The 26,096-nt window shown below is 70.7% G+C and carries 30 protein-coding genes; 14 read left to right on the top strand and 16 right to left on the bottom strand.

The genetic code is table 11. The annotated features are described in order from the left end of the window. Positions 1-119: 119 nt before the first annotated feature. Genes AWC30_RS13535 through AWC30_RS13525 form a run of 3 tightly spaced genes read left to right on the top strand, consistent with a single transcriptional unit; the run spans position 120 to position 2,319 of the window. Positions 120-722, top strand: a complete 603-nt coding sequence (locus AWC30_RS13535) for an acid phosphatase (RefSeq protein WP_234808083.1) — start codon at positions 120-122, stop codon at positions 720-722. After that, the gene (locus AWC30_RS13530; RefSeq protein ID WP_085110749.1) at positions 719-1,840 is read left to right on the top strand and encodes an isochorismate synthase; all 1,122 of its coding nucleotides are present in this window, start codon (positions 719-721) and stop codon (positions 1,838-1,840) included. The genes AWC30_RS13535 and AWC30_RS13530 overlap by 4 nt, the downstream gene beginning before the upstream one ends. After that, positions 1,837-2,319 (top strand): GNAT family N-acetyltransferase, encoded by a 483-nt coding sequence (locus AWC30_RS13525; RefSeq protein ID WP_085110748.1) that lies wholly within the window; start codon positions 1,837-1,839, stop codon positions 2,317-2,319. Before AWC30_RS13530 ends, AWC30_RS13525 begins: the two co-directional genes overlap by 4 nt. Here the strand turns inward: AWC30_RS13525 and AWC30_RS13520 are convergent. Genes AWC30_RS13520 through ectA form a run of 5 tightly spaced genes read right to left on the bottom strand, consistent with a single transcriptional unit; the run spans position 2,271 to position 5,892 of the window. Next, the gene (locus AWC30_RS13520; protein WP_085110747.1) at positions 2,271-2,702 is read right to left on the bottom strand and encodes a hypothetical protein; all 432 of its coding nucleotides are present in this window, start codon (positions 2,700-2,702) and stop codon (positions 2,271-2,273) included. The genes AWC30_RS13525 and AWC30_RS13520 overlap by 49 nt on opposite strands. Beyond that, the gene (thpD, locus tag AWC30_RS13515; protein ID WP_085110746.1) at positions 2,699-3,601 is read right to left on the bottom strand and encodes an ectoine hydroxylase; all 903 of its coding nucleotides are present in this window, start codon (positions 3,599-3,601) and stop codon (positions 2,699-2,701) included. The genes AWC30_RS13520 and thpD overlap by 4 nt, the downstream gene beginning before the upstream one ends. Beyond that, positions 3,598-3,990: an ectoine synthase gene (locus AWC30_RS13510; RefSeq protein ID WP_085110745.1), complete on the bottom strand. Its 393-nt coding sequence runs from the start codon at positions 3,988-3,990 to the stop codon at positions 3,598-3,600. The genes thpD and AWC30_RS13510 overlap by 4 nt, the downstream gene beginning before the upstream one ends. A gap of 27 nt (positions 3,991-4,017) precedes the next feature. Next, a complete protein-coding gene (ectB, locus tag AWC30_RS13505) occupies positions 4,018-5,298 on the bottom strand; it encodes a diaminobutyrate--2-oxoglutarate transaminase (protein ID WP_085110769.1) in 1,281 nt (426 codons plus the stop codon). 21 nt (positions 5,299-5,319) lie between these two features. Beyond that, the gene (gene ectA / locus AWC30_RS13500) at positions 5,320-5,892 is read right to left on the bottom strand and encodes a diaminobutyrate acetyltransferase (RefSeq protein ID WP_085110744.1); all 573 of its coding nucleotides are present in this window, start codon (positions 5,890-5,892) and stop codon (positions 5,320-5,322) included. Positions 5,893-6,143: 251 nt separating this feature from the next. Here ectA and AWC30_RS13495 point away from each other — a divergent pair, with 251 nt between their 5' ends. Both AWC30_RS13495 and AWC30_RS13490 read left to right on the top strand, forming a co-directional pair. Continuing rightward, the gene (locus tag AWC30_RS13495; protein WP_085110743.1) at positions 6,144-7,118 is read left to right on the top strand and encodes a diacylglycerol/lipid kinase family protein; all 975 of its coding nucleotides are present in this window, start codon (positions 6,144-6,146) and stop codon (positions 7,116-7,118) included. Between the two features lie 270 nt (positions 7,119-7,388). Further along, positions 7,389-7,643, top strand: a complete 255-nt coding sequence (locus tag AWC30_RS13490) for a WhiB family transcriptional regulator (RefSeq protein ID WP_085110742.1) — start codon at positions 7,389-7,391, stop codon at positions 7,641-7,643. 57 nt (positions 7,644-7,700) lie between these two features. Here the strand turns inward: AWC30_RS13490 and AWC30_RS13485 are convergent, their stop codons facing one another. Together AWC30_RS13485 and AWC30_RS13480 are read right to left on the bottom strand one after the other, a co-directional pair. Continuing rightward, complete coding sequence (locus AWC30_RS13485) at positions 7,701-9,209, bottom strand: two-component system sensor histidine kinase PdtaS (protein ID WP_085110741.1); 1,509 nt, start codon at positions 9,207-9,209, stop codon at positions 7,701-7,703. Positions 9,210-9,224: 15 nt separating this feature from the next. After that, entirely contained in the window at positions 9,225-9,440 is a 216-nt protein-coding gene (locus AWC30_RS13480; RefSeq protein ID WP_085110768.1) for a biotin/lipoyl-binding carrier protein, read from the bottom strand. Positions 9,441-9,612: 172 nt separating this feature from the next. Between AWC30_RS13480 and AWC30_RS18325 the strand changes: the two genes are divergently transcribed. Then, a complete protein-coding gene (locus tag AWC30_RS18325) occupies positions 9,613-9,687 on the top strand; it encodes a 50S ribosomal protein bL37 (protein WP_011728008.1) in 75 nt (24 codons plus the stop codon). A gap of 33 nt (positions 9,688-9,720) precedes the next feature. Here the strand turns inward: AWC30_RS18325 and rsrA are convergent, their stop codons facing one another. Together rsrA and AWC30_RS13470 are read right to left on the bottom strand one after the other, a co-directional pair. Then, positions 9,721-10,023 (bottom strand): mycothiol system anti-sigma-R factor, encoded by a 303-nt coding sequence (gene rsrA, locus AWC30_RS13475; RefSeq protein WP_085110740.1) that lies wholly within the window; start codon positions 10,021-10,023, stop codon positions 9,721-9,723. Continuing rightward, positions 10,020-10,721 carry a sigma-70 family RNA polymerase sigma factor gene (locus AWC30_RS13470; RefSeq protein WP_085110739.1) on the bottom strand — a complete coding sequence of 234 codons (702 nt, stop codon included), beginning with the start codon at positions 10,719-10,721 and terminating at the stop codon, positions 10,020-10,022. Before AWC30_RS13470 ends, rsrA begins: the two co-directional genes overlap by 4 nt. A 160-nt stretch (positions 10,722-10,881) precedes the next feature. Between AWC30_RS13470 and AWC30_RS13465 the strand changes: the two genes are divergently transcribed. The 5 genes from AWC30_RS13465 (at position 10,882) to AWC30_RS13445 (ending at position 14,020) form a co-directional block, all read left to right on the top strand. After that, complete coding sequence (locus tag AWC30_RS13465; protein WP_085110738.1) at positions 10,882-11,409, top strand: YbaK/EbsC family protein; 528 nt, start codon at positions 10,882-10,884, stop codon at positions 11,407-11,409. Positions 11,410-11,418: 9 nt separating this feature from the next. Next, complete coding sequence (locus AWC30_RS13460) at positions 11,419-12,267, top strand: SDR family oxidoreductase (RefSeq protein ID WP_085110737.1); 849 nt, start codon at positions 11,419-11,421, stop codon at positions 12,265-12,267. 153 nt (positions 12,268-12,420) lie between these two features. After that, positions 12,421-13,668 carry an alkane 1-monooxygenase gene (locus AWC30_RS13455; protein ID WP_234808082.1) on the top strand — a complete coding sequence of 416 codons (1,248 nt, stop codon included), beginning with the start codon at positions 12,421-12,423 and terminating at the stop codon, positions 13,666-13,668. After that, a complete protein-coding gene (locus AWC30_RS13450) occupies positions 13,668-13,841 on the top strand; it encodes a rubredoxin (RefSeq protein WP_085110736.1) in 174 nt (57 codons plus the stop codon). Before AWC30_RS13455 ends, AWC30_RS13450 begins: the two co-directional genes overlap by 1 nt. Beyond that, positions 13,838-14,020 carry a rubredoxin gene (locus AWC30_RS13445; RefSeq protein ID WP_085110735.1) on the top strand — a complete coding sequence of 61 codons (183 nt, stop codon included), beginning with the start codon at positions 13,838-13,840 and terminating at the stop codon, positions 14,018-14,020. The genes AWC30_RS13450 and AWC30_RS13445 overlap by 4 nt, the downstream gene beginning before the upstream one ends. 59 nt (positions 14,021-14,079) lie before the next feature. Here AWC30_RS13445 and AWC30_RS13440 read toward each other — a convergent pair whose 3' ends face one another. After that, on the bottom strand, positions 14,080-14,931 hold the full coding sequence (locus AWC30_RS13440) for an SOS response-associated peptidase (RefSeq protein ID WP_085110766.1): 852 nt from the start codon (positions 14,929-14,931) through the stop codon (positions 14,080-14,082). A gap of 44 nt (positions 14,932-14,975) precedes the next feature. Here AWC30_RS13440 and aroA point away from each other — a divergent pair, with 44 nt between their 5' ends. Then, positions 14,976-16,265: a 3-phosphoshikimate 1-carboxyvinyltransferase gene (gene aroA / locus AWC30_RS13435; protein ID WP_085110734.1), complete on the top strand. Its 1,290-nt coding sequence runs from the start codon at positions 14,976-14,978 to the stop codon at positions 16,263-16,265. After that, positions 16,262-17,242, top strand: a complete 981-nt coding sequence (gene rsgA, locus AWC30_RS13430; protein ID WP_085110733.1) for a ribosome small subunit-dependent GTPase A — start codon at positions 16,262-16,264, stop codon at positions 17,240-17,242. The genes aroA and rsgA overlap by 4 nt, the downstream gene beginning before the upstream one ends. Positions 17,243-17,253: 11 nt before the next feature. Here rsgA and AWC30_RS13425 read toward each other — a convergent pair whose 3' ends face one another. The 5 genes from AWC30_RS13425 to AWC30_RS13405 all read right to left on the bottom strand — a co-directional run bounded on the left by AWC30_RS13425 (position 17,254) and on the right by AWC30_RS13405 (position 22,581). Next, positions 17,254-18,528: a fatty acid desaturase family protein gene (locus AWC30_RS13425; RefSeq protein WP_085110732.1), complete on the bottom strand. Its 1,275-nt coding sequence runs from the start codon at positions 18,526-18,528 to the stop codon at positions 17,254-17,256. Positions 18,529-18,617: 89 nt separating this feature from the next. Then, complete coding sequence (locus AWC30_RS13420; RefSeq protein ID WP_085110731.1) at positions 18,618-19,787, bottom strand: ferredoxin reductase; 1,170 nt, start codon at positions 19,785-19,787, stop codon at positions 18,618-18,620. 47 nt (positions 19,788-19,834) lie between these two features. Then, positions 19,835-20,335 carry a DUF6912 family protein gene (locus tag AWC30_RS13415; protein ID WP_085110730.1) on the bottom strand — a complete coding sequence of 167 codons (501 nt, stop codon included), beginning with the start codon at positions 20,333-20,335 and terminating at the stop codon, positions 19,835-19,837. Positions 20,336-20,344: 9 nt separating this feature from the next. Next, on the bottom strand, positions 20,345-21,175 hold the full coding sequence (gene ppk2, locus AWC30_RS13410; RefSeq protein WP_085110729.1) for a polyphosphate kinase 2: 831 nt from the start codon (positions 21,173-21,175) through the stop codon (positions 20,345-20,347). Next, on the bottom strand, positions 21,172-22,581 hold the full coding sequence (locus AWC30_RS13405; RefSeq protein WP_085110728.1) for a WS/DGAT/MGAT family O-acyltransferase: 1,410 nt from the start codon (positions 22,579-22,581) through the stop codon (positions 21,172-21,174). Before AWC30_RS13405 ends, ppk2 begins: the two co-directional genes overlap by 4 nt. A gap of 182 nt (positions 22,582-22,763) precedes the next feature. Here AWC30_RS13405 and AWC30_RS13400 point away from each other — a divergent pair, with 182 nt between their 5' ends. After that, entirely contained in the window at positions 22,764-23,255 is a 492-nt protein-coding gene (locus AWC30_RS13400; protein WP_234808081.1) for an Rv3235 family protein, read from the top strand. Between the two features lie 25 nt (positions 23,256-23,280). Here the strand turns inward: AWC30_RS13400 and secA are convergent, their stop codons facing one another. Continuing rightward, positions 23,281-26,079 carry a preprotein translocase subunit SecA gene (gene secA, locus AWC30_RS13395; protein ID WP_085110727.1) on the bottom strand — a complete coding sequence of 933 codons (2,799 nt, stop codon included), beginning with the start codon at positions 26,077-26,079 and terminating at the stop codon, positions 23,281-23,283. Positions 26,080-26,096 lie beyond the last annotated feature (17 nt).

Below are 26,096 nucleotides of genomic sequence, written 5' to 3'. Positions count from 1 at the left end.
CACTCCTCCCCGCAACACGGCTCCGCGCCGTCACCGGCAATCACCGTCACCGGCGGTCCCCGCCATCCTGTCATGCCCACCGGTGTCGGCGGGGGCTGGTTCGGGCAGAATCGGTCGGCGTGACCCTCGCGCTGTCCCGGCCCGGTGCCCGACTGTTGCTGCTGCGCCACGGTGAGACCGAATGGTCCAAGTCCGGCCGACACACCGGCCGGACCGATCTGGCCCTCACCGACTACGGCCGCCGGCGCGCCGAGGCGGCCGCGCCGGTGCTGCGCGGACTGGACCCGGTCGACCCGCTGGTGCTGTGCAGCCCGCGCCAACGCGCCCGCACCACCGCCGAACTGGCCGGGCTGCGGGTCGACGAGACCACCGAGTTGCTCGCGGAGTGGGACTACGGCGCCTATGAGGGGCTGACGACCGAGCAGATCCGGCGCAGCGAGCCGGAGTGGCTGGTGTGGACTCACGGCTGCCCGGACGGGGAATCGGTCGAGCAGGTCGGCCTGCGCGCCGACGCGGCGATCGCTGTCGCCCTCGACCGGATGGCCGACCGTGATGTGGTGTTCGTCGGCCACGGCCACTTCTCCCGGGCGGTGGTCGCCCGGTGGTTGCGGCTGCCGGTCGCCGACGGCGCCCGGTTCGCGATGGCGGCCGCCTCGGTCGCCGTGGCCGGTTTCGAACACGGCGGACGTCAACTGGTGGCCCTCGGGCTGGCCGGCCCGTGACCGCACCCGAGTACCCCGAACCCGACACCGAACCGCAGTTCGTGTTGAGCGGCCCGGACGGCACCCTGGTCGGTCGCGGGATCGCCGCCCGCTACCTCGACGTCGCCGCCGCCCGCGCCGCACTGCGCGCCGGCGACGCACCGATCGTGGTGGGGGCGTTGCCGTTTCGCGACAGTACGCCGACCGCCCTGTTCAGCCCGCGATCGCTGACCCGACACGACACGCTGCCGGACTGGCCGGTGCGGCCGCTGCCGCGGGTGCGGGTCGACGCCGAGGAGCCCAGCACCGCCGACCACCGGCGCCGGATCGCGGCCGCGCTGACCGAGCTGCGCCGCCCGGACCCGGTGCTGCAGAAGGTGGTGTTGGCGCGCGCCCTGCACCTGAGCGCCGAGGAACCGCTGGACGCCCGCTCCGTGCTGGCTCGGCTGGTGGCCGCCGACCCCGCCGCCGACGGCTACCTGGTCGACCTCTCCCCCGCCGGCGGGCCCTACCTCGGGACGGCGCTGGTGGGCGCCAGCCCGGAACTGTTGGTGACCCGCCACGGCGACCGGCTCAGCTGCCGGCCGTTCGCGGGTTCGGCTCCGCGCTCGCCGGACGCCGACCACGACCGCGACAACGCCGCCGCGCTGGCCGCCTCCGGCAAGGACCGACACGAACACCAACTGGTGATCGAGACCATGCGGGCACTGCTGGAACCGTTGTGCACCGAGTTGACCATCACCGCCGCGCCGCGGCTGGGCCGCACCGCCACCCTGTGGCACCTGAGCACGCCGATCAGCGGCCGGCTGCGCGACCCGTCGACCACCGCGCTGGATCTGGCGGTGCTGCTGCACCCCACCCCGGCGGTCGGCGGGGTGCCCACCACCGACGCGGTGGCGATGATCAGCGCACTCGAGGGCGACCGCGGGTTCTACGCCGGGGCCGTCGGCTGGTGTGACGCCCACGGCGACGGCCGGTGGATGGTCTCGCTGCGCGGCGCCCAGCTGAGCGCCGACCGCCGCGGCGCCCTGGCCCGCTCCGGCGGCGGCATCGTCGCCGAATCCGACCCCGATGATGAACTGGCGGAGACCACAACGAAATTCGGTGCGATCCTCAACGCTCTCGAGGTGGCGCGGTGAGCACCGAGATCCGGCCCGCCACCCCCGACGACGTCGTCGCGATCACCGCGATGGTGCATGAGCTCGCCGCCTTCGAGGACGCCGCCGAGTTGTGCACGGTGACCGAGGACGCGCTGCACGCCGCACTGTTCGTCGAGCCGGTGAGTGCGTACGCGCACCTGGCCCACGTCGACGGTGCGCCTGCCGGCATCGCGGTGTGGTTCACGAACTTCTCCACCTGGGACGGGGTGGCGGGAATCCACCTGGAGGACCTGTTCGTGCGGCCGGCGTTCCGGCGGCGCGGCGTGGCCCGCGCCCTGCTGGCCGGCCTGGCCCGGCTGTGCGTGGACCGCGGCTACTCCCGGCTGTCGTGGGCGGTGCTGAACTGGAACACCGATGCGATCGCGCTCTACGAGCAGCTCGGCGCGCAGCCGCAGCGGGAGTGGACCACCTACCGGTTGTCGGGCCCGGCGCTGGCCGGGTTGGCCGGATCGGTCTGACCGCGCCCGGCGGTCCAGGCGATCGCGGCCGGGCTGAACAGCAGCGCCAGCACGGTGACGGCGACCACCGCGACCGGGATGCCGTAGCCCCACTGATGCGACCCGACCGCCAGGTACCAGGCCACCGGCAGCAACAGCAGCTGGGCGAACACCGCGATGCCGCGGCCCCACACCCGACCGCGCACCAGAGCGAAACCGGCGGCCAGCACCGCCGCGCCGATCAGCAGGAACCAACCGGCGGTGCCGAACCCGTTGACCAGGGACTGATCCGTGCCCGCCAGGCCGCGCAGCACCAGCACCAGCGCCGCGGCCAGCGCCAGCGCCCCCTCGGCGGCGACGATGAACCCGGCTTTGCGCACCCCTTCTGGGGGGAGAACACTCACAGCGCCAGCGTAGTCACCGGGTCGCGGGCGGCGAGGTACTCGGGTCGGCGCCGGGCGCCGCAGAACGGTTCGGTCAGCGGATTGTGCACCGAGTTGAACACCAGGAACACGTTGGAGCGGGGCAGCGGGGTGATGTTGGACCCCGACCCGTGCAGCAGGTTGGCGTCGAACCACAGCGCACTGCCCGCAGGCCCGACGAACTGGTCGATGCCGTGCCGGTCGACGGCTTTGACCAGGGTGTCCCGGTCGGGCACCCCGATGTCCTGGCTGACCAGCGACGTCTCGTAGTTGTTCTCCGGGGTGGCGCCCACGCACGGATAGAAGGTCCGGTGCGAGCCGGGCACCAGCATCAGCGACCCGTTGTAGGGGTAGTTCTCGGTCAGTGCGATCGAGCACGACACCGCCCGGATCTCGGGCATGCCGTCCTCGGCGTGCCAGGTCTCGAAGTCGGAGTGCCAGTAGAACCCGCTGCCGGTGAAACCGGGCATCATGTTGATCCGGGCCTGATGGATGTAGACGTCGCCGCCGAGCAGCTGCCGGGCGATCGGCAATACGGTGTCCAGCCGGACCACCTCGGCGATCAGGTCGCTCAGCAGGTGCGGGGCGAACACCGAGCGGATCCCGCCGCCGGGCTCGCGGACCGCCCGCGGGTCGTCGGCCGCGAGTTCGGCGCCGAGCCACTCCAGTTCACGCTGCAACAGCGGCAGGTGATCGTCGCCGACGGTGCCGGCTTTGATCAGGTAGCCGCGGTCGGCGAAGCCGTCCAGCTCCGCCCGACTCAGCGGCCCGTCCAGGGCGTCACCCCACACGGTCGGCTCGGTCCGCGGGACCGGACTGATCGCGTGCCCGAGCCGGGTGGGGTAACGGTCTTCTACGCCTGTGAGTGTCGCCTGGGTCATGCCTGCTGGGCAGGGGCGGGGTAGGCGCCGTTCTCGTCGTGAACCTCCCGTCCGGTCACCGGGGGGTTGAAGACACACAGCATCCGCATCTGCTCCTCGCAGTCGATGCGGTGCCGTTCGTGGCCGTCGAGCAGGTACATCGAGCCGGCGGCGAGGGGGTGCTCCTCACCGGTCTCCAGGTTGGTGAGGGTGCCCTTGCCCTCCACCAGCCAGACCGCCTCGATGTGGTGCTGGTAGTGAAACTGGTTCACCGAGCCGGCTTCGATGGTGGTCTCGTGGAACGAGAAGCCGGCGCCGTCGTCGGCGAGCACGATGCGCTTGGAGCGCCAGGTGCCGTCGGAGACGTCGCGCTCGGTGCCGGTGATCTCTTCGGTGGTGCGAACAATCATCGGTTGGTTTCCTCTCGGTCAGCGGACTCAGCGGACAACGGCTGTCACGGCGTCGGCGATGATGTCCATGCCGGTGTCGAGATCGGCGTGCGAGGTGGTCAGCGGCGGCAGCAGTTTGACGACCTCGTCGGACGGGCCGCTGGTCTCCATCATCACGCCGCGCTCGAAGGCCGCCGCGCACACCGCATTGGCGTGTTCGGCGGTGTCGAACTTCAGGCCCTGCGCCATGCCGCGGCCCCGCGCCTTGATGCCCTCGTGGTTGGCCGCGATGCCGTCCAGCCGTTCCCGCATGAAGTCGCCCTTGGCGATGGTGTCCTTCTCGAACTGCGAGTCCGCCCAGTAGGTTTCGATCGCCTTGGTCGCGGTGATGAACGACGGGTTCTGACCGCGGAAGGTGCCGTTGTGCTCCCCGGGGGTCCACACGTCGAGGTCCCTCTTGAACAGGGTGAGCGCCATCGGCAGGCCGTAGCCGCTGATGGACTTCGACAGCGTCACGATGTCAGGGGTCAGCCCGGCCTCCTCGAAGCTGAAGAACGGGCCGGTGCGGCCGCAACCCATCTGCACGTCGTCGACGATCAGCAGGATGTCGCGCTTGCGGCAGAGTTCGGCGAGCGCCTGCAGCCACTCCACCCGGGCGACGTTGAGTCCGCCCTCGCCCTGGACGGTTTCGACGATCACCGCGGCAGGCCGGTTCAGCCCGCTGCCGGAGTCGTCGAGAACCCGCTCGAACCACTGGAAGTCCTCGGTGACCCCGCCGAAGTAGTTGTCGTAGGGCATCGGGGTGGCGTGCACCAGCGGAATACCGGCGCCGGCCCGCTTCATCGAGTTCCCGGTCACCGACAGCGATCCCAGGGTCATCCCGTGAAAAGCGTTGGTGAAGCTGATGATCGACTCGCGACCGGTCACCTTACGGGCCAGCTTCAGGGCCGCCTCGACGGCGTTGGTGCCGGTCGGCCCCGGGAACTGCACCTTGTAGTCCAGGTTGCGCGGCTTGAGGATCGTGCCCTGGAAGGTCTCCAGGAAGCGCTGCTTGGCCACCGTCGCGATGTCCAGCGAGTGCACGATCCCGTCGGAGGCCAGATACTCCAGCAGCGGCTCCTTGAGGACCGGGTTGTTGTGGCCGTAGTTCAGCGCCCCGGCGCCACCGAACAGGTCGAGGTATTTGCGGCCCTCGGTGTCGGTGATCCAGGAGCCGGTGGCGGTGGCCATCGTGGCCGGCCAGCCGCGGCAGTAGCTGCGCACCTCCGATTCGACCTCGCTGAACACAGCGGGCAGATCGGTTTCCGACGCAGGGGTCAGGGTGGTCATGGGATCCTCCATCTCCATAAATCAGTTGGGGCTCGCGCTGGTCGTCGCCGGGGTCTCCGCCAGCGGTTCGGCGAGCGGACCGATGCGGAGCATCGGTTCGTCCTCGTGCCCACCGTCGGTGTCCAGGAGGTCGGCACTGAAACCGTCGTGTTCGGTCATCGCGACCCCGTGGCGGCGGGCGAAGGCGCCGAAGAAAGCGCGCGACGCTTCATTGCTCGGCGTCACCGTGGTCTCCACGGTGATCGGGTGGCCGTGGCGGTCCCGGCGCACCCGGTGCACCAGCGCGTCGAGCATGGCGCTGGCCAGTCCGGTGCCCTGCGCAGAGTCGGCCACCGCCACCTGCCACACGAACAGCACTTCGGGCCGGTCGGGTGGGTGGTAGCCGGTGATGAAGCCGCACACCTCGCCGTCGCGGTCGGCGACGATCGAGGTGGCCGCGAAGTCGGTGGCCATCAGCAGGTACGCGTAGGTCGAGTTGACGTCCAGCACACCGGTGGCTTCGGCGAGATCGCGCATGCCCAGTGCGTCCGCTCCCTGGGGGGGACGTAACGACTCGGTCCGTGGAGGCCGGCTCACTTGCCCATCGAGGTACATAAGGAGTTAGTAGTCACCACAATCCGATTCCGTCGTCAGTCATCAACTCAGCGCTCTCGGTACAACGACCGTAAGCACATGTTCAGTTCCCGATCAAACCGCCGCCACAGTGCACGCCGACCGGATACCCACCCCGGCACCGACTCAACCAGCACAAAGCATGGCGCGGTCGCACCCTTAGCCAACCCTCACTATGTTATCAAATCGTTACATAAGGGCGGGGGGCGGCGGACGCTCTAGACTCGGCAGCCGTGCGCGCCGTACTGATCGTGAACCCCAACGCCACCTCGACCACGCCGGCCGGCCGCGACCTGCTGGTCCATGCGCTGCAGAGCCGGCTGCACCTGCAGGTCGAGCAGACCAAACATCCCGGCCACGGCGCGGAGATCGTGCGGGCAGCGGCCCGCGACGGGGTGGATCTGGTGATCGTCCACGGCGGCGACGGCACCGTCCACGGTGTGGTCAACGGGATGCTCGGCCCGCCGGGCCGGCTGCCCGCCGGCCCGCTGCCCGCGGTCGCGGTGGTGCCCGGCGGCTCGGCGAACGTCTTCGCCCGTTCGCTGGGCATCGCGGCGGACCCGGTGGTCGCAACCAACCAGCTGATCGGGCTGCTCGACGAGTACGGGCCGCAGCGCGCCTGGCGTCGGGTCGGGTTGATCGACTGCGGCGAGCGGTGGGCTGTCTTCGGCGCCGGGATGGGGGTCGACGGCGAGGTGGTGGCGGCGGTCGAGGCCCGCCGCCGCGCCGGGCGCGGGGTCACCATGTCGCGCTACGTGCGTTCGGCGGTGCCCGCGGTGCTGGCCAGCAGCCGCCGGGACCCGAAGCTGACCCTGCACCTGCCCGGCCGCGAGCCGGCGACCGGGGTGCATTTCGTCTTCGTCTCCAACACCAGCCCGTGGACCTATGCCAACGCCCGCCCGGTGTGGACCAACCCGACCACCACCTACGAGGCCGGGCTCGGGGTGTTCGCCACCACCAGCATGAAGGTGCTGCCGAGCCTGCGACTGGTCCGCCAGATGCTCGCCAAGAAACCCAAGCTGGAGTTCAAGCACCTCATCCGCGACGACGACGTCGCCGAACTGCGGGTGGTGAGCCACGACACACCGATCGCCAGCCAGATCGACGGCGATTACCTGGGGACCCGAACCGACATGACCTTCCGCTCGGTGCCGAATGCTTTGAGCGTGGTTGCACCACCCGCAAAATCCCCCGTCGACCTGCATTAATGACGTGGCCGGGTGCCGGTGCGTTTAGTTTAGTGCACCGTGAATGGCCCCGATGATCCGGGTGCGGTGCGCGGAACCGCCGCGTGACCAGCCCGTAACCGGGACGTGATATCGCCCACTTGGATAAGTGTTCCTATTGACATCTGTCGAGGCTGTGCAACGATCACACGGTCGGATGCAACAGTTCACAGACTTTTTTGCGCCCGGAAAACAGCCGAAGAGAAATGCCGGTGCGCCGTGCTGCGCACACACGTGAGGAGTAACGAGATTATGGATTGGCGCCACAAGGCCGTCTGTCGCGACGAGGACCCGGAACTGTTCTTCCCGGTCGGAAACAGCGGCCCGGCTCTCGCGCAGATCGCCGAAGCCAAACTGGTCTGTGCGCGCTGCCCGGTGGTCACCGAATGCCTGGCCTGGGCGCTGGAGACCGGACAGGACGCCGGCGTGTGGGGCGGCATGAGCGAAGACGAGCGGCGCGCCCTCAAGCGGCGCAATGCGCGGACCCGCGCGCGCAGCAGCGTCTGATCTTCGATTTCCTCCGATGCGGCCCCGATTCGTCGGGGCCGCATTGTTGTGTCCGGGTCAGGCCGGGGACCGGTGGGACAGCCGATTGCGCCGGCCGAGCGGGATCCGCACCACCACGTCGGTGCCGCCGGAGGCGCCGGTCGGCCGCATCGCCAGGCTGCCGTCCAACTCCGCGGAGACCAGGGTCTGCACGATCTGCAAGCCGAGCCGGTCGGACTTCTCCAGGTTGAAGCCGTCGGGCAGGCCGCGGCCGTCGTCGCGGACCACGACTTCCAACCGGCGCGCCGACCGGTCGGCGCTGATCGTCACGCACCGCTGTGCGGCGGCCGGGTCGAAGGCGTGCTCGATCGCATTCTGCACCAGCTCGGTGATCACGATGACCAGGGCCATCGCCCGGTCGGCGTCGAGCACGCCCATCGCACCGGCGCGGGTGATGCGGATCGGGGTGTCCACCGTCGCGACGTCGTTCATGCTGGGCAGGATGCGGTCGATGACCTCGTCGAGGTTGACCTCCTCATCCACCGACATCGACAGCGCGTCGTGGACCTGGGCGATCGAGGCCACCCGCCGCACCGACTCGATCAGCGCCTCGCGTCCCTCCGGGTTGGTGGTGCGGCGGGCCTGCAGGCGCAGCAGCGCCGCCACCGTCTGCAGGTTGTTCTTCACCCGGTGGTGGATCTCGCGGATGGTGGCGTCCTTGGACAGCAACGCCCGGTCACGCCGCTTGACCTCGGTGACGTCGCGGATGAGCACCGCCGCGCCGGCCGGCGTCCCGTGCCGCAGCAGCGGCAGCGTCCGCACCAGCACCGCCGCGCCGCCGGCGTCGACCTCCATGCGCATCCCCGACCCGCCGGTCAGCGATTCGCCGATGTGCTCGGCCAGTTCGGCGGCCTCGAACGAGTCGGAGATGAGCGGCCGGGTGGCCGCGACGAGGTTACGGCCCTCCAGGTCCGACTTGAGCCCCATCCGGTGATACGCCGACAGCGCGTTGGGGCTCGCGTAGCGCACCGTGCCGTCGACCCCGAGCCGGATGAAGCCGTCGCCGGCACGGGGAGTGGAGCGCGAGATGGCCAGGTCCCCGACCGGGAAGGTGCCCTCGGAGAGCATGTGCAACAGGTCGCGCGCGCAGTCGAGGTAGGCGGTCTCCAGCGGGCTGGAGCCGCGCCGCTCGGCGACCGCGGTCTGGTGGGTCAGCACCGCCACCACCTGTTCGCCGCAGCGGACCGGGACGGCTTCGACGTTCATCGCGGTGTCCGACAGGGCCAGCCGGCGGGTCACCTGCTCGCGGCGGATCGCCCCCGTCCGGAACGCCCGGTCGACCAGCGGCACCTCGTCGGCGGTGACGACGGTGCCGACCGCGTCGGTCTGCAGCATGGTCGTGGCGGTGTTGGGCCGGCACTGCGCCACGCACACCAGCGTGTCGGCGTCGCGGCGCACCCACATCAGGTAGTCGGCGAAGGACAGGTCCGCCAGCAGCTGCCACTCCCCCACCACGGCGTGCAGGTGGTCGACGGCGCCGCCGGGCAGGACCGTGTGATCGGCGAGCAGGTTGCCGAGGGTCGACACCGCCGGGCTCCGGGGCTAGCCGATCACTGCGATCAGGTCGCCGGCCCGGATGACGTCACCGACCGCGACGCTGACCTTGGTGATCGTTCCGGCGACCTCGGCGAGGACCGGGATCTCCATCTTCATCGACTCCAGCAGCACGACGGTGTCACCGGCGTTGATCTCGTCGCCCTCGGAGACCACGACTTCGAGCACACTCGCCACGATCTCGGCCCGAACGTCTTCGGCCATCTTCACTCCGCTCGTTCCGGTGGTCAGTCGCTGCCCGTCTATCGAACCACAACCGACGCGCGGTGCCCGCGAACAGGGCACCGCGGCGTCCGGCCGGGGCGGCGTGCGAAACTGGTGGGGAACGATCGGTGTTCTCCGATCCGATCCAACCGACCGCCCGGAGGTGGCTCCCATGGCCAAACGTGGCCGCAAGAAGCGCGACCGTAAGCACAGCAAAGCCAATCACGGCAAGCGCCCCAACGCCTGACCCGCGCCGGCGCGCCGCCGGGTCAGCGCCGGATCAGTGGAGTTCGCGGACGATGGTGGTCCGGCGGATCTCCACCCGCAGCCGTTCGCGTAGCCCGGTCGGCGCCTTCTCCCCGCTGCACTTGGTCGCGATGAGCACCTTGATCCGCTCCTCGACCCCGTATTCGCGCAGGCAGCCGGGGCAGTTCTCCAGGTGCTGGCGCAGCCGGTTGCGCGACTCATCGGTGCACTCGCCGTCGAGCAGCGTCCAGACCTCGGCCATCACCTCGGCGCAGTCGACGTCGGAGCCGGGGTGGTCGGCGTCGGGTGAGCCGCACCCACATGCGAAGTCGGTCACGACGACACCTCCTCGGCGGCGCGGTCGCCACGGATGAATCCCCGATCCTTGGCGACGTCGGTCAACAGGTTGCGTAGTTGCCGGCGGCCACGGTGCAGCCGTGACATCACCGTTCCGATCGGGGTGCCCATGATCTCGGCGATCTCCTTGTACGGGAACCCTTCGACGTCGGCGTAGTACACCGCCATCCGGAAGTCTTCCGGCAGCGCCTGCAGCGCCGCCTTGATCTCGGTGTCCGGCAGCGCCTCGAGGGCCTCGATCTCCGCCGACCGCAGCCCGCGGGAGGTGTGCTGAGCGGCGGCGGCGACCTGCCAGTCGGTGATCTCCTCGGTGGGGTACTCGGCCGGCTGACGCTGCTTCTTGCGGTAGCTGTTGATGTAGGTGTTGGTCAGGATGCGGTACAGCCACGCTTTGAGGTTGGTGCCGGCCCGGAACGACCGGAACCCGGCGTAGGCCTTCACCATGGTCTCCTGCAGCAGGTCCTCGGCGTCGGCGGGGTTGCGGGTCATCCGCAGCGCGCCGCCGTAGAGCTGGTCGAGCAGCGGGATCGCGTCGCGCTCGAACCGGGCGGTGAGTTCCTCGTCGGTCTCGTCGGGCGCGCGGTTGGTGTCCTCCTCGGACACCTCGGGGTGTGCTTCGGCCGGGGTGTCGGGGCTGGTCTGCGACGGTGCCGGTCGCGCACCATCGATGTCGGCCATCGCCGTCCCTTCCTTCGGGCGTTGCAGACACGCAGTCAACACCGCGGCTCTCCTTCGCTCGATCCTACGGGTCGGGCCGCGGCCCGCAGCGGCGGCCGGCGGCGACTGCCCCCAACAACACCACGCTCATCGCCGGTTGTTCCCCCGCTAGCCTGGCCGGATGGCTTCCGCGGCGACCCCGGCGCTGGCCGCCCTGCGTGCCGCCGGGGTGCCGCACCGGGTGCTGCGCTACCACCACGACCCGCGGCGGCGCGGATTCGGCGCCGAAGCCGTCGCGCAGCTGACCGGCCCCGACCACCCCGGAATCCTCCCCGACCAGGTGTTCAAAACCCTGATTCTGGCCGGTCCAGCCGGCCTGGCGGTGGCCGTGCTGCCGGTGCCCGCCCGGCTGTCGCTGAAGGCCGCGGCGGCCGCCTTGGGCCTGGCCGCGGTGCGGTTGGCCGACCCGGCCGAGGCGCAGCGCGCCACCGGCTACGTCACCGGCGGGATCTCCCCGCTCGGTCAGCGCCGGTCGCTGCCCGCCGTCGTCGACGCCTCCGCGCTGGAGTTCACCGAGATCCTGTGCTCGGCGGGCCGACGCGGCTGGGATGTGGCGCTGGCGCCGGGCGACCTGGTCGCGCTGACCGCAGCGGTCACCGCCGATATCCGTACCGGCCAGACGCCACCACGACCGGCCGGGGGCCATTAGGCTGACGGCATGTCGCTGGCCGGGAAAACCATGTTCATCTCCGGGGCGAGTCGCGGGATCGGGTTGGCGATCGCCACCCGGGCGGCCCGCGACGGCGCCAACATCGCGTTGATCGCCAAGACCGCCGAACCGCATCCGAAACTCGACGGCACCGTCTACACCGCGGCCGCCGAGATCGAGGAGGCCGGCGGCCAGGCACTGCCGATCGTCGGCGACATCCGCGACGGCGAGGCGGTGACGGCGGCGGTGGCCGCCGCCGTCGAACAGTTCGGCGGTATCGACGTCTGCGTCAACAACGCCTCGGCGATCAACCTGGGTTCGGTCACCGAGGTGCCGCTGAAACGGTTCGACCTGATGAACGGCATCCAGGTGCGCGGCACCTACGCGGTGTCGCAGGCCTGCATCCCGCACCTGCGCGGCCGGGAGAACCCGCACATCCTGACGTTGTCGCCGCCGATCCGGCTGGAGTCGCAGTGGCTGAAGCCGACCGCGTACATGATGGCCAAGTTCGGGATGACGCTGTGCGCGCTGGGTATCGCCGAGGAACTGCGGGCCGACGGCATCGCCTCCAACACGCTGTGGCCGCGCACCATGGTGGCCACCGCCGCGGTGCAGAACCTGCTCGGCGGGGACGAGGCGATGGCCCGCGCCCGCAAACCCGAGGTCTACGCCGACGCCGCCTACGCGGTGATCACCCGCCCGGCGGGTGAGTTCACCGGCCACTCGCTGCTCTGTGAGGACGTGCTGCTCGAGTCCGGCGTGACCGACCTGTCGGTGTACGACTGCGTGCCCGGCGGGGAGCTCGGTGTGGACCTGTGGGTCGACGAGGTCAACCCGCCGGGCTACTGCGGCCCCTGACACCGGCGGCTTCCCGGCGGGAATCGCGCGAAACCTTTTGTCGGCGGGGACCAAGCGCCGGACCGAAGTTGATCGGCTGGACACGTCGATCCCCGGCGGTGTCGTTGCGAGGCTGAGACCAGCAACGCCCATCGCGACGAAGAGGGAACCGACGTGACATCGACAACTCACCCCGGCGACGCCGTCGTCGCCGAAGCCGGCCCCGCCGCCTGGCGGGACCGGAAACGCTACCTGTGGCTGCTGGGCCTGTTCGTGCCCACCATGCTGTTCCTGGTGCTGCCGATCAGCTGGGGCCTCAACCAGGCCGGCTGGCACACCGCCGCGCAGCTGCCGCTGTGGATCGGCCCGATCCTGATCTACCTGCTGCTGCCGGCGCTGGACCTGTGGGTCGGCGTCGACGGCCACAACCCGCCCGATGAGGCGATGGCGCGGCTGGAGAACGACAAGTATTACCGCTACGCCACCTACGCCTACATCCCGTTCCAGTACGCCAGCGTGCTGTTCGGTGCCTACCTGTTCACCGCCTCGGACCTGGGCTGGCTGGGCTTCGACGGCGGCCTGGGCTGGCTGGGCAAGATCGGGGTCGCGTTCACCGTCGGCACCGTCGGCGGGGTGGGCATCAACACCGCCCACGAGATGGGGCACAAGCGCGACGAGCTGGAGCGCTGGCTGTCGAAGATCACCTTGGCCCAGGTGTGGTACGGCCACTTCTACATCGAGCACAACCGCGGCCACCACGTGCGGGTCGCCACCCCGGAGGACCCGGCGTCCGCGCGGTTCGGCGAGACGTTCTGGGAGTTCTTGCCGCGCACCGTGTTCGGCAGCCTGCGCTCCGCACTGCGCCTGGAGGCCCAACGTATCCGCCGGCTCGGCAAGAACCCGTGGAACCCGCGGACCTGGCCGGGCAACGACGTGCTCAACGCCTGGGCGATGTCGATCGTGTTCTGGGGTGTGCTGGTCGCCGTCTTCGGCCCGGCGCTGGTCCCGCTGATCGTCATCCAGGCGATCTACGGGTTCTCGCTGCTGGAGTCGGTGAACTACCTCGAGCACTACGGGTTGGTGCGCCAGAAGCGGGAGAACGGCCGCTACGAGCGGTGCACGCCGCAGCACAGCTGGAACTCCGACCATCTGGTCACCAACCTGTTCCTCTACCACCTGCAGCGCCACAGCGACCACCACGCCAACCCGACCCGGCGCTACCAGACCCTGCGCAGCATGGCGGAGTCACCGAACCTGCCGGCCGGTTACGGATCGCTGATCGCGGTGACCTACTTCCCGCCGGTGTGGCGGAAGCTGATGGACCACCGGGTGCTCGAGCACTACGACGGTGACATCACCCGGGCCAACATCCACCCGCGGGTGCGTGACAGGGTGCTCGCCCGCTACCCGGCGGTGGCCTGATGGCCGCCTACCGCTGCCCGGGCTGCGGCTACCTCTACGACGAGGCCCGCGGCGCGGCCCGGGAGGGCTTTCCGCCCGGGACCGCGTGGGCCGACATTCCCGAGGACTGGGCCTGCCCGGACTGTGCGGTGCGCGACAAGATCGATTTCGATGAGCTGGAGGTGACCCGATGAGCGACTACAAACTGTTCGTCTGCGTGCAGTGCGGCTTCGAGTACGACGAGGCCAAGGGCTGGCCGGAGGACGGCATCGAGCCCGGCACCCGCTGGGCCGACATCCCCGAGGACTGGAGCTGCCCGGATTGCGGCGCCGCCAAAACCGACTTCGAGATGGTCGAGGTCGAGCGGGCCTGACCGGCCGCAGCCGAAATGCCCCGGAACCCGCGGTTCCGGGGCATTTTGCTGCCCGAGCGCTACAGCAGTGTCGGCTGCCAGGGCTGCGGCCCGGCCGGGTCGAGCAACTCCGGGCCGTTGTTGCGGACGTTGTTGACCAGAGTGGAGACCTCACGGGCGGTGATCGCGGCGGCGTCGGGGGTCCCCGACAGCAGGGCGGGGTCGGCCGGGGTGTCGGGGTCCAGCCAGCGGTCCCAGTCCGATTCGGCGATCGGCAACGGCATCCGGTCATGGACCTCGGCGAGCGGGCCGACCGCGTCGGTGGTGATGATCGCGCAGCTGAGTAGCGGCGCGGACCGCTCGTCGGGTCGCCACACCGACCACAGCCCGGCCATCATCAGCCGTTTCCCGTCGGTGCGGGACAGGTAGAACGGGGTCTTGCGGGCCCGGGTGGCGCGCCCGGCGACGGCGGTGGGCGGTTCGGCCCGCCACTCGTACCAGCCGTCCATCGGGATCAGGCAGCGTCGGGACCGGGCCGCGGCGCGAAACGCCGGCGAACTGGTGGCGTTGTCCGCGCGGGCGTTGATCAGCAGCCGGGTGGTCTGCGGCGCCCCGTCCTGGCCGGGTTTGACCCAGGGCGGCACCAGCCCCCAGCGCATCAACCGCACCCGCCGGGTCGCGACACCGGCGGGGTCATCGAGTGGCTCCGGCTCCTCCGGGCGGGCGTGGCGGCGCACGACGGTGGCGATCGCGGTGGTGGGGGCCACGTTGTAATTAGGGCCGGTGTAATTAGGGGCGGCGTAATTGGGGACGGTGTAGTCGGGACCGGTGCCCGCCGCGGCGGCCGGACCGGCTCCGGCGGTCTCGTCGACGGCGTCGATCTCGGCGGCCAGCAGTGCCGGGTCGACCGTCACCGCGAATCGTCCACACACACCGTCCATGGTGGCAGAAACCGGCGACAAGGCAGGATGGAGCCGTGAACACCTGGTCCGCTCCCCGCCCGGCGACACCGGTGCACGCGACGGTCCGGGTGCCCGGTTCGAAGTCGCTGACCAACCGCGCGCTGCTGCTCTCCGCGCTCGCCGACGGCCCGGCCACGATCAGCGGCGCGCTGCGCAGCCGCGACACCGACCTGATGATCGCGGCGCTGCGCACGCTGGGGCTGCACGTCGACGGCGACGGCTCCGAACTGGCCCTCAGCGGGGCCATCGGCCCGGAGCCGTACGCCAAGGTGGACTGCGGGCTGGCCGGCACGGTGCTGCGGTTCGTGCCGCCGCTGGCGGCGCTGGGGGGTGCCGCGGTCACCTTCGACGGCGACGAGGCCGCCCGGGTTCGCCCGATCGCACCGCTGCTGGCCGCGCTCGGCGGTCTCGGCGTGCGGATCGAGGGTGACGGGCTGCCGTTCGTGGTGCACGGCGCGGGTGCGGTGGCCGGTGGGACCGTCGCCATCGACGCCTCGGCGTCCTCCCAGTTCGTCTCCGGGCTGCTGCTGTCGGGGGCGCGGTTCCGCGACGGCGTCACCGTCGAGCACACCGGCGCGACCGTGCCCTCCGCCCCGCACGTGGCGATGACGGTGACCATGCTGCGGCAGGCCGGGGTGAGCGTCGACGACTCCGCCGCCCGCCGCTGGCGGGTCGCACCGGGCCAGGTCGCCGCCCGGCACTGGGTCATCGAACCCGACCTGTCCAACGCGGTGCCGTTCCTGGCCGCCGCCGTGGTCACCGGCGGCACCGTGCGGCTCGCCGGCTGGCCCGCGTCGAGCATCCAACCGGTGGAGGCGGTCACCGCGATCCTGGCCCACACCGGGGCCACCGTGCACCACCACACCGGGCCCGAGGACCCGCACCTGGCGGTCACCGGCGCGCCCGGCTACGACGGGTTCGACATCGACCTGCACGACGTCGGCGAGCTCACTCCGTCGGTGGCGGCGCTGGCCGCGCTCGCCGCCCCCGGTTCGGTGTCCCGGCTGAGCGGCATCGCGCACCTGCGCGGCCACGAGACCGACCGGCTGGCGGCGCTGCGCACCGAGATCACCCGCCTCGGGGGCCGCTGCGAGGAGACCGCCGACGGGTTGGTCATCACCGCCACCGAACTGCACGGTGGGCTGTGGCGATCCTACGCCGACCACCGGATGGCCACCGCGGGTGCGATTTTGGGGCTGCGGGTGCCCGGCGTCGAAGTCGACGACATCGACACCACCGCCAAGACCCTGCCGGACTTCGCGGGGCTGTGGGCCCGGATGCTCGACGGTGAGCCGCACGGGTGAGGCCCGGCGACTACGACGAATCCGACGTCCGGATCCGCTCCGGGCGGGGCTCCCGGCCCCGCACCAAGATCCGCCCGGAGCACGCCGACGCGCGGCCCGCGATGGTGGTCTCGGTCGACCGCGGCCGGTGGGGCTGTGTGCTCGACGACGCTGCGCAGCGCACCGTCACCGCGATGCGGGCACGCGAACTGGGCCGCACCCCGATCGTGGTCGGCGACCGCGTCGACATGGTCGGCGACCTGTCCGGCCGCCCGGACACCCTGGCCCGCATCGTCCGACGCCGACCGCGGCGAACGGTGTTGCGGCGCACCGCCGATGACACCGACCCCACCGAACGGGTGGTGGTCGCCAACGCCGACCAGTTGTTGATCGTGATGGCGCTGGCCGACCCGCCGCCACGGACCGGGCTGGTCGACCGCACCCTGATCGCCGCCTACGTCGGCGGGCTCACGCCGATCCTGTGCCTGACCAAATCCGATCTGGCGCCCGCCGAACCGATCCGCGAACAGTTCGCCGACCTGGATCTGACCGTGCTCGTCGCCGGCCTCGACGATCCGCTCGACGCGCTCACCGCCACACTCGCCGACCACACCACGGTGCTGCTCGGCCATTCCGGGGTCGGAAAATCCACGTTGGTCAACCGGTTGGTGCCCGACGCCGACCGGCGGACCGGGGCGGTCTCGGAGATCGGCAAGGGCAGGCACACCTCGACCGGGTCGGTGGCGTTGCCGCTGCCCGGCGGGGGCTGGGTGATCGACACCCCGGGGATCCGCTCGTTCGGGCTGGCCCACGCCGAACCCGACGACGTGCTGCTGGCGTTCTCGGATCTGGCCGAGCTGATCACCGGATGTCCGCGCGGCTGCGGGCATCTGGGGCCGCCCGCCGACCCGGAGTGCGCGTTGGACGCGGTAACCGGCCCGGCCGCCCGCCGCGTCGAGGCGGCGCGGCGGCTGCTGGTGGCGCTGCGGGAGGCCTGAGCCGAATCGGCTCAGGCCGCCACGCTGTCGTCGGCCTGCGGCGCGGTGGGCCCCTCGGCGCGGCTACGGGCACGCACCGCGGCGATCGCCGATTTCAGCCCGCGGCGCCGGCCCCGCTCCACGGTCGCGAAACCCGGGCCCAACTCGGCGAACATCTTCTCGCTGCGGGTCTCCGGGGCGTCGTCGGCGCTGGCCAGCAGGTAGCGGTTCGGCAGCGACAACTTGGCGATGGTGCGCCACGTCTTGGCGTACTGCACCAGGAAGGGCCCGGTGGTGTAGGGCAGGTCGTAGCGGTCGCAGACGTCGCGAACCCGCACCGCGACCTCGGCCAGCCGGTTGCTGGGCAGGTCCGGGTAGAGGTGATGCTCGATCTGATGGCACAGGTTGCCGGAGAAGAACCGCATGGCCGGGCCGGCGTCGATGTTGGCGCTGCCCAGCATCTGCCGCAGGTACCACTGGCCGCGGGTTTCGTTCTCCAGGTCGTCCTTGGTGAACTTCTCGGCACCGTCGGGGAAGTGCCCGCAGAAGATGATCGCGTTGGACCACAGGTTGCGGATCACGTTGGCGGTGGCGTTGGCGGTCAGCGTCGAGCGGAACGTGGCGCCCGGGGACAGCGCGGTCAGCGCCGGGAACGCCAGGTAGTCCTTGACCACCTGGCGGGCGGCCTTGGCCAGGAACTCCCGCAGCCGCACCAGGGTGGCCTGCCGGTTGGCGCGACCCTTGAAGATCTTGCCGATCTCCAGGTGCTGCAACCCGACCCCCCATTCGAAGCCGACCGCCAGGATCGTGTTGAACACCACGTTGAACAGGTTGAACCGCTGCCAGCGCTGGTCGCGGGTCACGCGCAGCATCCCGAAGCCCACGTCGTCGTCCATGCCCATGACGTTGGTGTACTTGTGGTGCTGGAAGTTGTGGGTGAACCGCCAGTGCTTGGACGCGCCGGTCATGTCCCACTCCCAGCTCGAGGAGTGGATCTCCGGGTCGTTCATCCAGTCCCACTGGCCGTGCATGACGTTGTGGCCGATCTCCATGTTCTCGATGATCTTGGCCGCGCCCAGGGTCGCCGCCCCGGCCCACCACGCCGACCGCTTGGCGCTGGCCGCCAGCAGCAGCCGTCCGGAGACCTCCAGCAGCCGTTGGGCGGCGATCGTGCGCCGGATGTAGCGGGCGTCGCGCTCCCCCAGCGAGTCTTCGACGTCCCGGCGGATCGCGTCGAGTTCGATGCCGAGGTTCGCCACGTCGTCGTCGCTCAAGTGCGCGAACGCGGGCAGATCGGTGATGGCCATCGCGCCTCCTCTCAGTTCCTCGGACCGGTCTTTCACGCTACCTACGACAGCGTAACCTACGACACCGTAGGTTACTAGTGGGTAGCCGCTCAGATGTCGAGCACGCAGTCCCCGGACGGCGCGCTCACACAGGTCTGGATGCGGGTGCCCGGATCATGCTCGGCGCCGGTGCGCAGGTCACGGACGTGCCCCTCGACCAGACCGACCACACACGACTGGCAGATGCCCATCCGGCAGCCGAACGGCATCTGCACCCCGACGCCCTCCCCCGCCTCCATCAGCGAGGTCGCCCCGTCGACGGTGACGCTGCGGCCGCTGCGGGCGAACGTCACCGTGCCGCCGACACCGGCGGGCGCCGCCCGCGTCACCGCGAACCGCTCCAGGTGCAGCCGGTCGTCGATACCGGCCGCCGACCAGAGCCGTTCGGCGTCGTCGAGCATCGCCTGCGGTCCGCACGCCCAGGTCTCGCGCTGTCGCCAGTCGGGCACCGCCGCGTCGAGGGCCGCCGGCCCGGCCAGATCCAGCCGCCCGGCGACGCGGGTCTCCCGCAGGCTCAGCCGGTAGCCACTGTGGGCCTCGGTCAGCGCCGCCAACTCCGCGCCGAACATGGTCTCCCCGGAGCTGGGGGCGGAGTGCAGGTGCACCACGTCGGCGCCGTCGTCGAGTTGGCCGCGCCGGGCCAGGGTGCGCAGCATCGACAGCACCGGGGTGATGCCGGAACCGGCGGTGAGGAAGAGCATCTGCGGCGGCGCCGGGTCGGGCAGGATGAAGTTGCCCTGCGGGGCGGCCAGCCGCACCACGGTGCCGGGCCGGACCCCGCCGACCAGATGGCTGGAGAGGAACCCCTCGGGCATCGCCTTGACGCCGATGGTGATGGTACGCCCGTCGGCCTCGGTGCCCGCGGTCACCGGGCTGGAGGTCAGCGAGTAGGACCGCCACCGCCAGCGGCCGTCGACGAGCAGGCCGATCCCGATGTACTGGCCGGGGGCGTAGTCGAAGTCGAACCCCCACCCCGGTTTGATGACCAGGGTGGCCGCGTCCTCGGTCTCCCGGCGCACCTCGAGCACCCTGCCCCGCAACTCGCGGGCCGACCACAGCGGGTTGACCAGGCGCAGGTAGTCGTCGGGCAGCAGCGGCGTGGTGATCCGGGCGGCGAGCGTGCGGGCGAGATGCCAGCCGCGGTGCCGCTCGGCGCCGGCCACCGTGGGCCGTACCGTGTCGGCTACCTGGGCGCGGACCTTCATGTATTTCTTCCCCATGGGCAACCTACGGTACCGTAGGTTACGGCTTTTCAGCCAGCGGTGGATCACAGAAGTTCCAGCAGGAACGGCAGCTCCTGGGTTGCATACCAGGCCAGGTCGTGGTCCTGGGCGTCACCGACCAGCAGTTCGGCGTCCTCATCGCCCAGGTCGGCGGCATCCACCGCCGCCACCGCGGCCCGCACCGCCGGTTCCGCCTCGGCGTTGTCGACGTAGGCGGCGACCACGTCGTCGAGGGCGACCGGCCCGGTCAGCCGCACCACCGCGTCGTCGAGGTCGGGGCGGGCGACGGCCTCGGCGTCGGCGACCAGCACCGCCCGGCGCACCGGCCGGGTGTCCGGCTCGCCCCGGTCACCGGCCAGCAGCCGCAGCGAGGCCACCGCGGCGTCGCGCAGCGCGATCTCGGCCAGCTCGTCGTCACCGCCGCTGGCATAGGCCTCGCGCAGCGTCGGGGTCACCGCGAACGCGGTGCCGCTGACCGGCCGCAGTCCCCCGTCGGCGACCAGCGCCTCGAGCATGGCCAGGGTCGCCGGGATGTACACCCGCATGCGCCGACCCTAGCCGCGTTCGTCCGCGGCGCGGATCAGCGCGGCGGCGTGATCGTCGACGTAGTTGTACAGCTCGCGCGGTGGGCGGACGTAGTCGGCGCGCACCGGCTCGTCGGGCAGCGTCACCTTCGGGTGCTTGACGTCGTGGTAGTCGATGGTCGACAGCAGGTGCGCCATCATGTTGAGCCGGGCGTTGCGCTTGATCTCCGACTCGACCACATACCAGGGGCTGACCGAGGTGTCGGTGTGCGCCATCATCTGGTCGCGGGCGCGCCCGTAGTCGGCCCACCGGTCGACGGACTCGACGTCCATCGGCGAGAGCTTCCAGCGTTTCACCGGGTCCTTGCGGCGGGCCTGGAAGCGGCGCAGCTGCTCCTCCTGCGACACCGAGAACCAGTATTTGCGCAACAGGATGCCGTCCTCGATGAGCATCTGCTCGAACACCGGGGTCTGCCGCAGGAACCGGTTGTGCTCCTCCTCGGTGCAGAACCCCATCACGTGTTCCACCCCGGCCCGGTTGTACCAGGACCGGTCGAACAGCACGATCTCCCCGGCGGCGGGCAGATGCGCGATGTAGCGCTGGTAGTACCACTGGGTGCGTTCCCGCTCGGTCGGGACCGGCAGCGCCACCACCTGGGTCACCCGCGGGCTCAGATGCTCGGTGATGCGTTTGATCGCACCGCCCTTGCCTGCGGCATCACGGCCCTCGAAGACCACCACGACACGCGCTCCGGTCTTGCGCACCCAGCCTTGCAGTTTGACGAATTCGATCTGCAGGCGCCGCAATTCGCTCCGGTAGATCTTCTTGGGCACCTTCCTGGTGCCGGCCGGTGCGTTCACCGCGCGGCCTCCAGCAGCTCGTCGAGGGACTCGCGCAGCAGCGCGGGCAGCATCTCGACGTCGCGCATCGCCTCCCGATCGGCGTTGATCCCGAAGTACATCCGGCCGTTGTAGGAGGTCACCCCGATGGCCAGCACCTGGTTGTGCAGCAGCGGCGGCACCGCGTAGGCCTCCAACAGCTTGGTGCCCGCGACGTACATCTGGGCCTGCGGACCTGGGACGTTGGTCATCAGCAGGTTGAACACCCGCGCCGAGTAGGTGGTGGCGACCCGGATACCCATGGCGTGCAGGGTCGATGGGGCGAAACCGGACAGTGTCAAGATCGTTCGGGCGGCGACCGGCTGCGCCGACGGGGCGTGGGTTTCGGTGGCGTGCGCGATCTGGGAGAGCCGCACCACCGCGTTGCCCTCCCCGACCGGCAGGTCCACCAGGTACGGGTCGACCTCGCTGATGGCCTGACTGGGCCCGGCCGAACCGAATTCGTCTTCGGGGTAGACCGACAGCGGGGCCATCGCGCGCACCGTGGTGGTCGGCGCCACCGGCTCGCCACGCGACAGCAGCCAGTTGCGCAGCGCCCCGGCGACCACCGCCAGCACCACGTCGTGGACGTGACAGTCGTAGCGGGCGTGCACCTTCCGGAAGTCGTCGAGGTCGGCGCTGGCGACGGTGAACCGGCGGTTGCGGGAAACGGTCGTGTTCAGCGGGCTGCTGGGCGCGGTGCCGCGCAGCACGGTGCGCGCGGTGTTGACCGCGCCGCGGCCGACGTCGGCCAGATAGCCGGCGTTGGTGGCGACCCCGCTGACGGCCGAACGCAGCGCGGCCACCGAGGCGACCGGCCGCGCCACCCAGTCACCGAGCACACCGAACAGCAGATCGCCGGCGGACGGCTCGCGGGCCGGGATCCAGATGTCCTCCCCGAAATCCGGCGGCCTGCGGGTCCGGTCGACGAGCACATGGCCGATCTCCAGTGCCCGCATCCCGTTGACCAGCGCCTGATGCGAGCGGGTGTAGATCGCGATGCGGTTCTGCGCCAGGCCCTCGACCAGGTACATCTCCCACAGCGGGCGGGACTTGTCCAGCGGTCGCGCCGCCAGCCGGGCGATCAGGTCGTGCAGTTGCTCCTCGCTGCCCGGCGAGGGCAGCGCCGAGCGGCGGATGTGGTAGGTGATGTCGAAGTCGGGGTCGTCGATCCAGACCGGCCGGGCCAGTTTCGCCGTGACTTCCCGGACCTTCTGCCGGTAGCGCGGAACCTGCGGCAGGCGCTCCTCGACGGTGGCCAGCAGGGTTTCGTAGCTCAACCCGGCGCGGGGCCGGCGCAGGATCATCAGCGAGCCGACGTACATCGGGGTGGCGGTGTTCTCCAGCCGGTAGAACGACGCGTCGGATGCGGACAACCGGGTCACCATCGCGACTGGTCCTCCCCTTGCAAGCCCAACTCCGGCGGGCTGAAAACACTCCTCGGATCACCGTAACCGGCGCCGCCGCAGCGGTGTGGAGCGGGTACACGCCGATCCGCCGGGCGTGCGATGATGAGCCCACCATCGCCGTTCCCCACCGGTGTGCACCGGTCGAGCCAGGGGAGGCGACGTTGATCCAGCCCATCGGTCCGGCCCCACAGCGGGCGGTGGCCCCGGTTGCCGACTACGAGCCGCCGCCGCGGACGCTGCCGGGCGGTCGCCCGCCTGCGCCGCTGCGCCGCCGGTCCCGTCCGTCGCGGCCGCGTCCCGCCCGTGTACCGCAGCCCGGCCTGCTGCCCGCGGCCCGGTTCGCCGACGCCGCGCTGCGCCGGATCCTGGAGGTCATCGACCGGCGCCGTCCGGTGCAGCATCTGCGTCCGCTGCTGAGCGCCGGGCTGTTCGAGTCGCTGCTGGCCGGCGGGCACGCCACCGCCACCGGCGGACCGGCCCGCACCACCGCAGCCCTGCAGCGGGTGCGGCTGCAGGCCTCCGGCGCCGGCGAGCCGCCGGGGGCGGCCGAGGTGTTCGGCACCTATCGCCGCGGCGGGCGGGTACACGCGATCGCCGGGCGCGTCGAGCAGGCCGGACCGGGCTGGCGCGTGGTGGCGCTGCACATCGGCTGACCCGGCCCGGCCCGGACCGGCCGGCTCAGCGCTTCTTGGCCGACTTGGGTCGCTTGGTGCCGCGGTTTTGCTTGCGGGCGGCCTCGCGGCGTTCCCGCCTGCTGCCGGCACCCACCCCGGCGGGCTGGCCATTGCCGCGCTGGACCTGTGCGGAGCCGTCCTCGGCCGGGCCGGAGTAGGTCAGCTGCGGCTTGTCGTCGTCGATTCCCTTGGCGTGCAACGCCGGCGCCGGCTGCTGCCGCGCACCGGCGGCGGACTGGGCGGCGAACTCGGCCAGACCGTCGGGCGCGGCCACCGGCGCCACCGCCGGCGTCGCGGGCGTGGCCTCGACCGCCACGTTGAACAGGAACCCGACCGACTCCTCCTTGAGCCCCTCGAGCATCCCGACGAACATGTCGAAGCCCTCCCGCTGGTACTCCACCAGGGGGTCACGCTGGGCCATCGCCCGCAGGCCGATGCCCTCCTTGAGGTAGTCCATCTCGTAGAGGTGCTCGCGCCATTTGCGGTCGATGACGCTGAGCAGCACGTTACGCTCCAGTTCCCGCATCGCGCCCTCACCGGCGAGTTCCTGCAGTTCGGCCTCCCGCGCCGCGTAGGCCCGATCGGCGTCCTCGAGCAGCGCCGACAGCAGTTCCTCGCGGGTCAGCTCACCGGGGTCGCCGTCGGCGTCGGGGTCGAACAACTCGCCGTGGTCGATGCCGACCGGGTAGAGCGTCTTGAGCGCCTCCCACAGCTTCTCCAGGTCCCAGTCCTCGGCGTACCCCTCGCCGGTCGCCCCGTCGACGTAGGCGGTGACCACGTCGACGACCATGTCGTGGGCCTGCTCGGCGAGGTTCTCCCCCTCCAGGATGCGGCGGCGCTCGGCGTAGACGACCTTGCGCTGCTGGTTCATCACCTCGTCGTATTTGAGGACGTTCTTGCGGACCTCGAAGTTCTGCTGCTCGACCTGGGTCTGGGCGCTCTTGATCGCCCGGGTGACCATCTTGGCCTCGATCGGCACGTCCTCGGGCAGGTTGAGCCGGGTGAGCATGCTCTCCAGCATCGCGCCGTTGAACCGGCGCATCAGTTCGTCGCCCAGCGACAGGTAGAAACGGGACTCGCCGGGGTCGCCCTGCCGGCCGGAGCGGCCGCGCAGCTGGTTGTCGATGCGCCGCGACTCGTGGCGTTCGGTGCCCAGCACGTACAGCCCGCCGGCGGCGAGCACCTCCTCGGCCTCGGCGGCCACCTCGGCCTTGATCTGCGGCAGCAGCTCGTCCCAGGCCGTCTCGTACTCGTCGGGGGTTTCGACCGGGTCCAGGCCCTGGTTGCGCAGCCGCTGGTCGGTGAGGAAGTCGGCGTTGCCGCCCAGCACGATGTCGGTACCGCGGCCGGCCATGTTGGTGGCGACGGTGACCGCGCCGCGGCGGCCGGCCTCGGCGATGATCGCCGCCTCCTTCTCGTGGTATTTGGCGTTGAGCACGTTGTGCGGCACCCGGCGCTTGGTGAGCTGCCGGGACAGGTACTCCGACTTCTCCACGCTGGTGGTACCGATGAGCACCGGCTGGCCCTTGGCATGACGTTCGGCGACGTCGTCGACGACGGCGAGGAACTTGGCTTCCTCGGTCTTGTAGATCAGGTCGGTCTGGTCGGCGCGCACCATCGGCTTGTTGGTGGGGATCGACACCACCCCGAGCTTGTAGATCTCGTGCAGCTCGGCGGCCTCGGTCTGGGCGGTACCGGTCATCCCGGCCAGCTTGTCGTAGAGCCGGAAGTAGTTCTGCAGGGTGATGGTGGCCAGCGTCTGGTTCTCGGCCTTGATCTCGACGTGCTCCTTGGCCTCGATGGCCTGGTGCATGCCCTCGTTGTAGCGCCGGCCCACGAGCACGCGGCCGGTGAACTCGTCGACGATGAGCACCTCGCCGTCGCGGACGATGTAGTCCTTGTCCCGGACGAAGAGCTCTTTGGCCTTGATCGCGTTGTTCAGATAGCTGACCAGCGGCGAGTTCGCGGCCTCGTAGAGGTTGTCGATGCCGAGTTGGTCCTCGACGAATTCGACGCCGGCCTCGTGCACACCGATGGTGCGCTTGCGCAGGTCGACCTCGTAGTGGGTGTCCTTCTCCATCATCGGGGCGAGCCGGGCGAACTCGGTGTACCAGTGCGAGGCGCCGTCGGCCGGGCCGGAGATGATCAGCGGGGTGCGGGCCTCGTCGATGAGGATCGAGTCGACCTCGTCGACGACGGCGAAGTTGTGGCCGCGCTGCACCATGTCGGCCACCGAGTGGGCCATGTTGTCGCGCAGGTAGTCGAAACCGAATTCGTTGTTGGTGCCGTAGGTGATGTCGGCGCCGTAGGCGGCGCGCCGCTCGGTCGGGGTGAGCCCGGCCAGGATGACCCCGACCTCCAGGCCCAGGAACCGGTGCACCCGGCCCATCCACTCGCTGTCGCGTTTGGCCAGGTAGTCGTTGACGGTCACGACGTGGACGCCGTCGCCGCCCAGCGCGTTGAGGTAGGCGGGCAGCACACAGGTCAGGGTCTTGCCCTCACCGGTCTTCATCTCGGCGACGTTGCCGAAGTGCAGCGCCGCCGCACCCATCACCTGCACGTCGAAGGGACGCTGGCTCAGCACCCGCCAGGCCGCCTCGCGGGCGACCGCGAACGCCTCCGGCAGCAGGTCGTCGAGGCTCTCGCCGTCGGCGACCCGCTTCTTGAACTCATCGGTCTTGGCCCGCAGTTCGGCGTCGGTGAGCCCCTCCACGTCGGCGGACAGGGTGTTGACGTGGTCGGCGACCCTCTTGAGGCGCTTGACCATGCGTCCTTCGCCGAGACGCAGCAACTTACTCAGCACAGCTTGTGTCCCCCGTG

Source organism: Mycolicibacillus trivialis, assembly GCF_002102395.1.
Lineage (GTDB): Bacteria > Actinomycetota > Actinomycetes > Mycobacteriales > Mycobacteriaceae > Mycobacterium > Mycobacterium triviale.
Note: the sequence above shows the minus strand (reverse complement) of the source record. Positions and strands in the feature narration are given on the sequence as shown.

Coding starts and splice junctions, on each gene's coding strand:
- thpD (WP_085110746.1), bottom strand. CDS start 3,601: ATGACCCAGGCGACACTCACAGGCGTAGAAGACCGTTACCCCACCCGG.
- AWC30_RS13510 (WP_085110745.1), bottom strand. CDS start 3,990: ATGATTGTTCGCACCACCGAAGAGATCACCGGCACCGAGCGCGACGTC.
- ectB (WP_085110769.1), bottom strand. CDS start 5,298: ATGACCACCCTGACCCCTGCGTCGGAAACCGATCTGCCCGCTGTGTTC.
- ectA (WP_085110744.1), bottom strand. CDS start 5,892: ATGTACCTCGATGGGCAAGTGAGCCGGCCTCCACGGACCGAGTCGTTA.
- AWC30_RS13490 (WP_085110742.1), top strand. CDS start 7,389: ATGGATTGGCGCCACAAGGCCGTCTGTCGCGACGAGGACCCGGAACTG.
- AWC30_RS13480 (WP_085110768.1), bottom strand. CDS start 9,440: ATGGCCGAAGACGTTCGGGCCGAGATCGTGGCGAGTGTGCTCGAAGTC.
- AWC30_RS13470 (WP_085110739.1), bottom strand. CDS start 10,721: ATGGCCGACATCGATGGTGCGCGACCGGCACCGTCGCAGACCAGCCCC.
- AWC30_RS13465 (WP_085110738.1), top strand. CDS start 10,882: ATGGCTTCCGCGGCGACCCCGGCGCTGGCCGCCCTGCGTGCCGCCGGG.
- AWC30_RS13460 (WP_085110737.1), top strand. CDS start 11,419: ATGTCGCTGGCCGGGAAAACCATGTTCATCTCCGGGGCGAGTCGCGGG.
- AWC30_RS13450 (WP_085110736.1), top strand. CDS start 13,668: ATGGCCGCCTACCGCTGCCCGGGCTGCGGCTACCTCTACGACGAGGCC.
- AWC30_RS13445 (WP_085110735.1), top strand. CDS start 13,838: ATGAGCGACTACAAACTGTTCGTCTGCGTGCAGTGCGGCTTCGAGTAC.
- AWC30_RS13425 (WP_085110732.1), bottom strand. CDS start 18,528: ATGGCCATCACCGATCTGCCCGCGTTCGCGCACTTGAGCGACGACGAC.
- AWC30_RS13420 (WP_085110731.1), bottom strand. CDS start 19,787: ATGGGGAAGAAATACATGAAGGTCCGCGCCCAGGTAGCCGACACGGTA.
- AWC30_RS13415 (WP_085110730.1), bottom strand. CDS start 20,335: ATGCGGGTGTACATCCCGGCGACCCTGGCCATGCTCGAGGCGCTGGTC.
- AWC30_RS13405 (WP_085110728.1), bottom strand. CDS start 22,581: ATGGTGACCCGGTTGTCCGCATCCGACGCGTCGTTCTACCGGCTGGAG.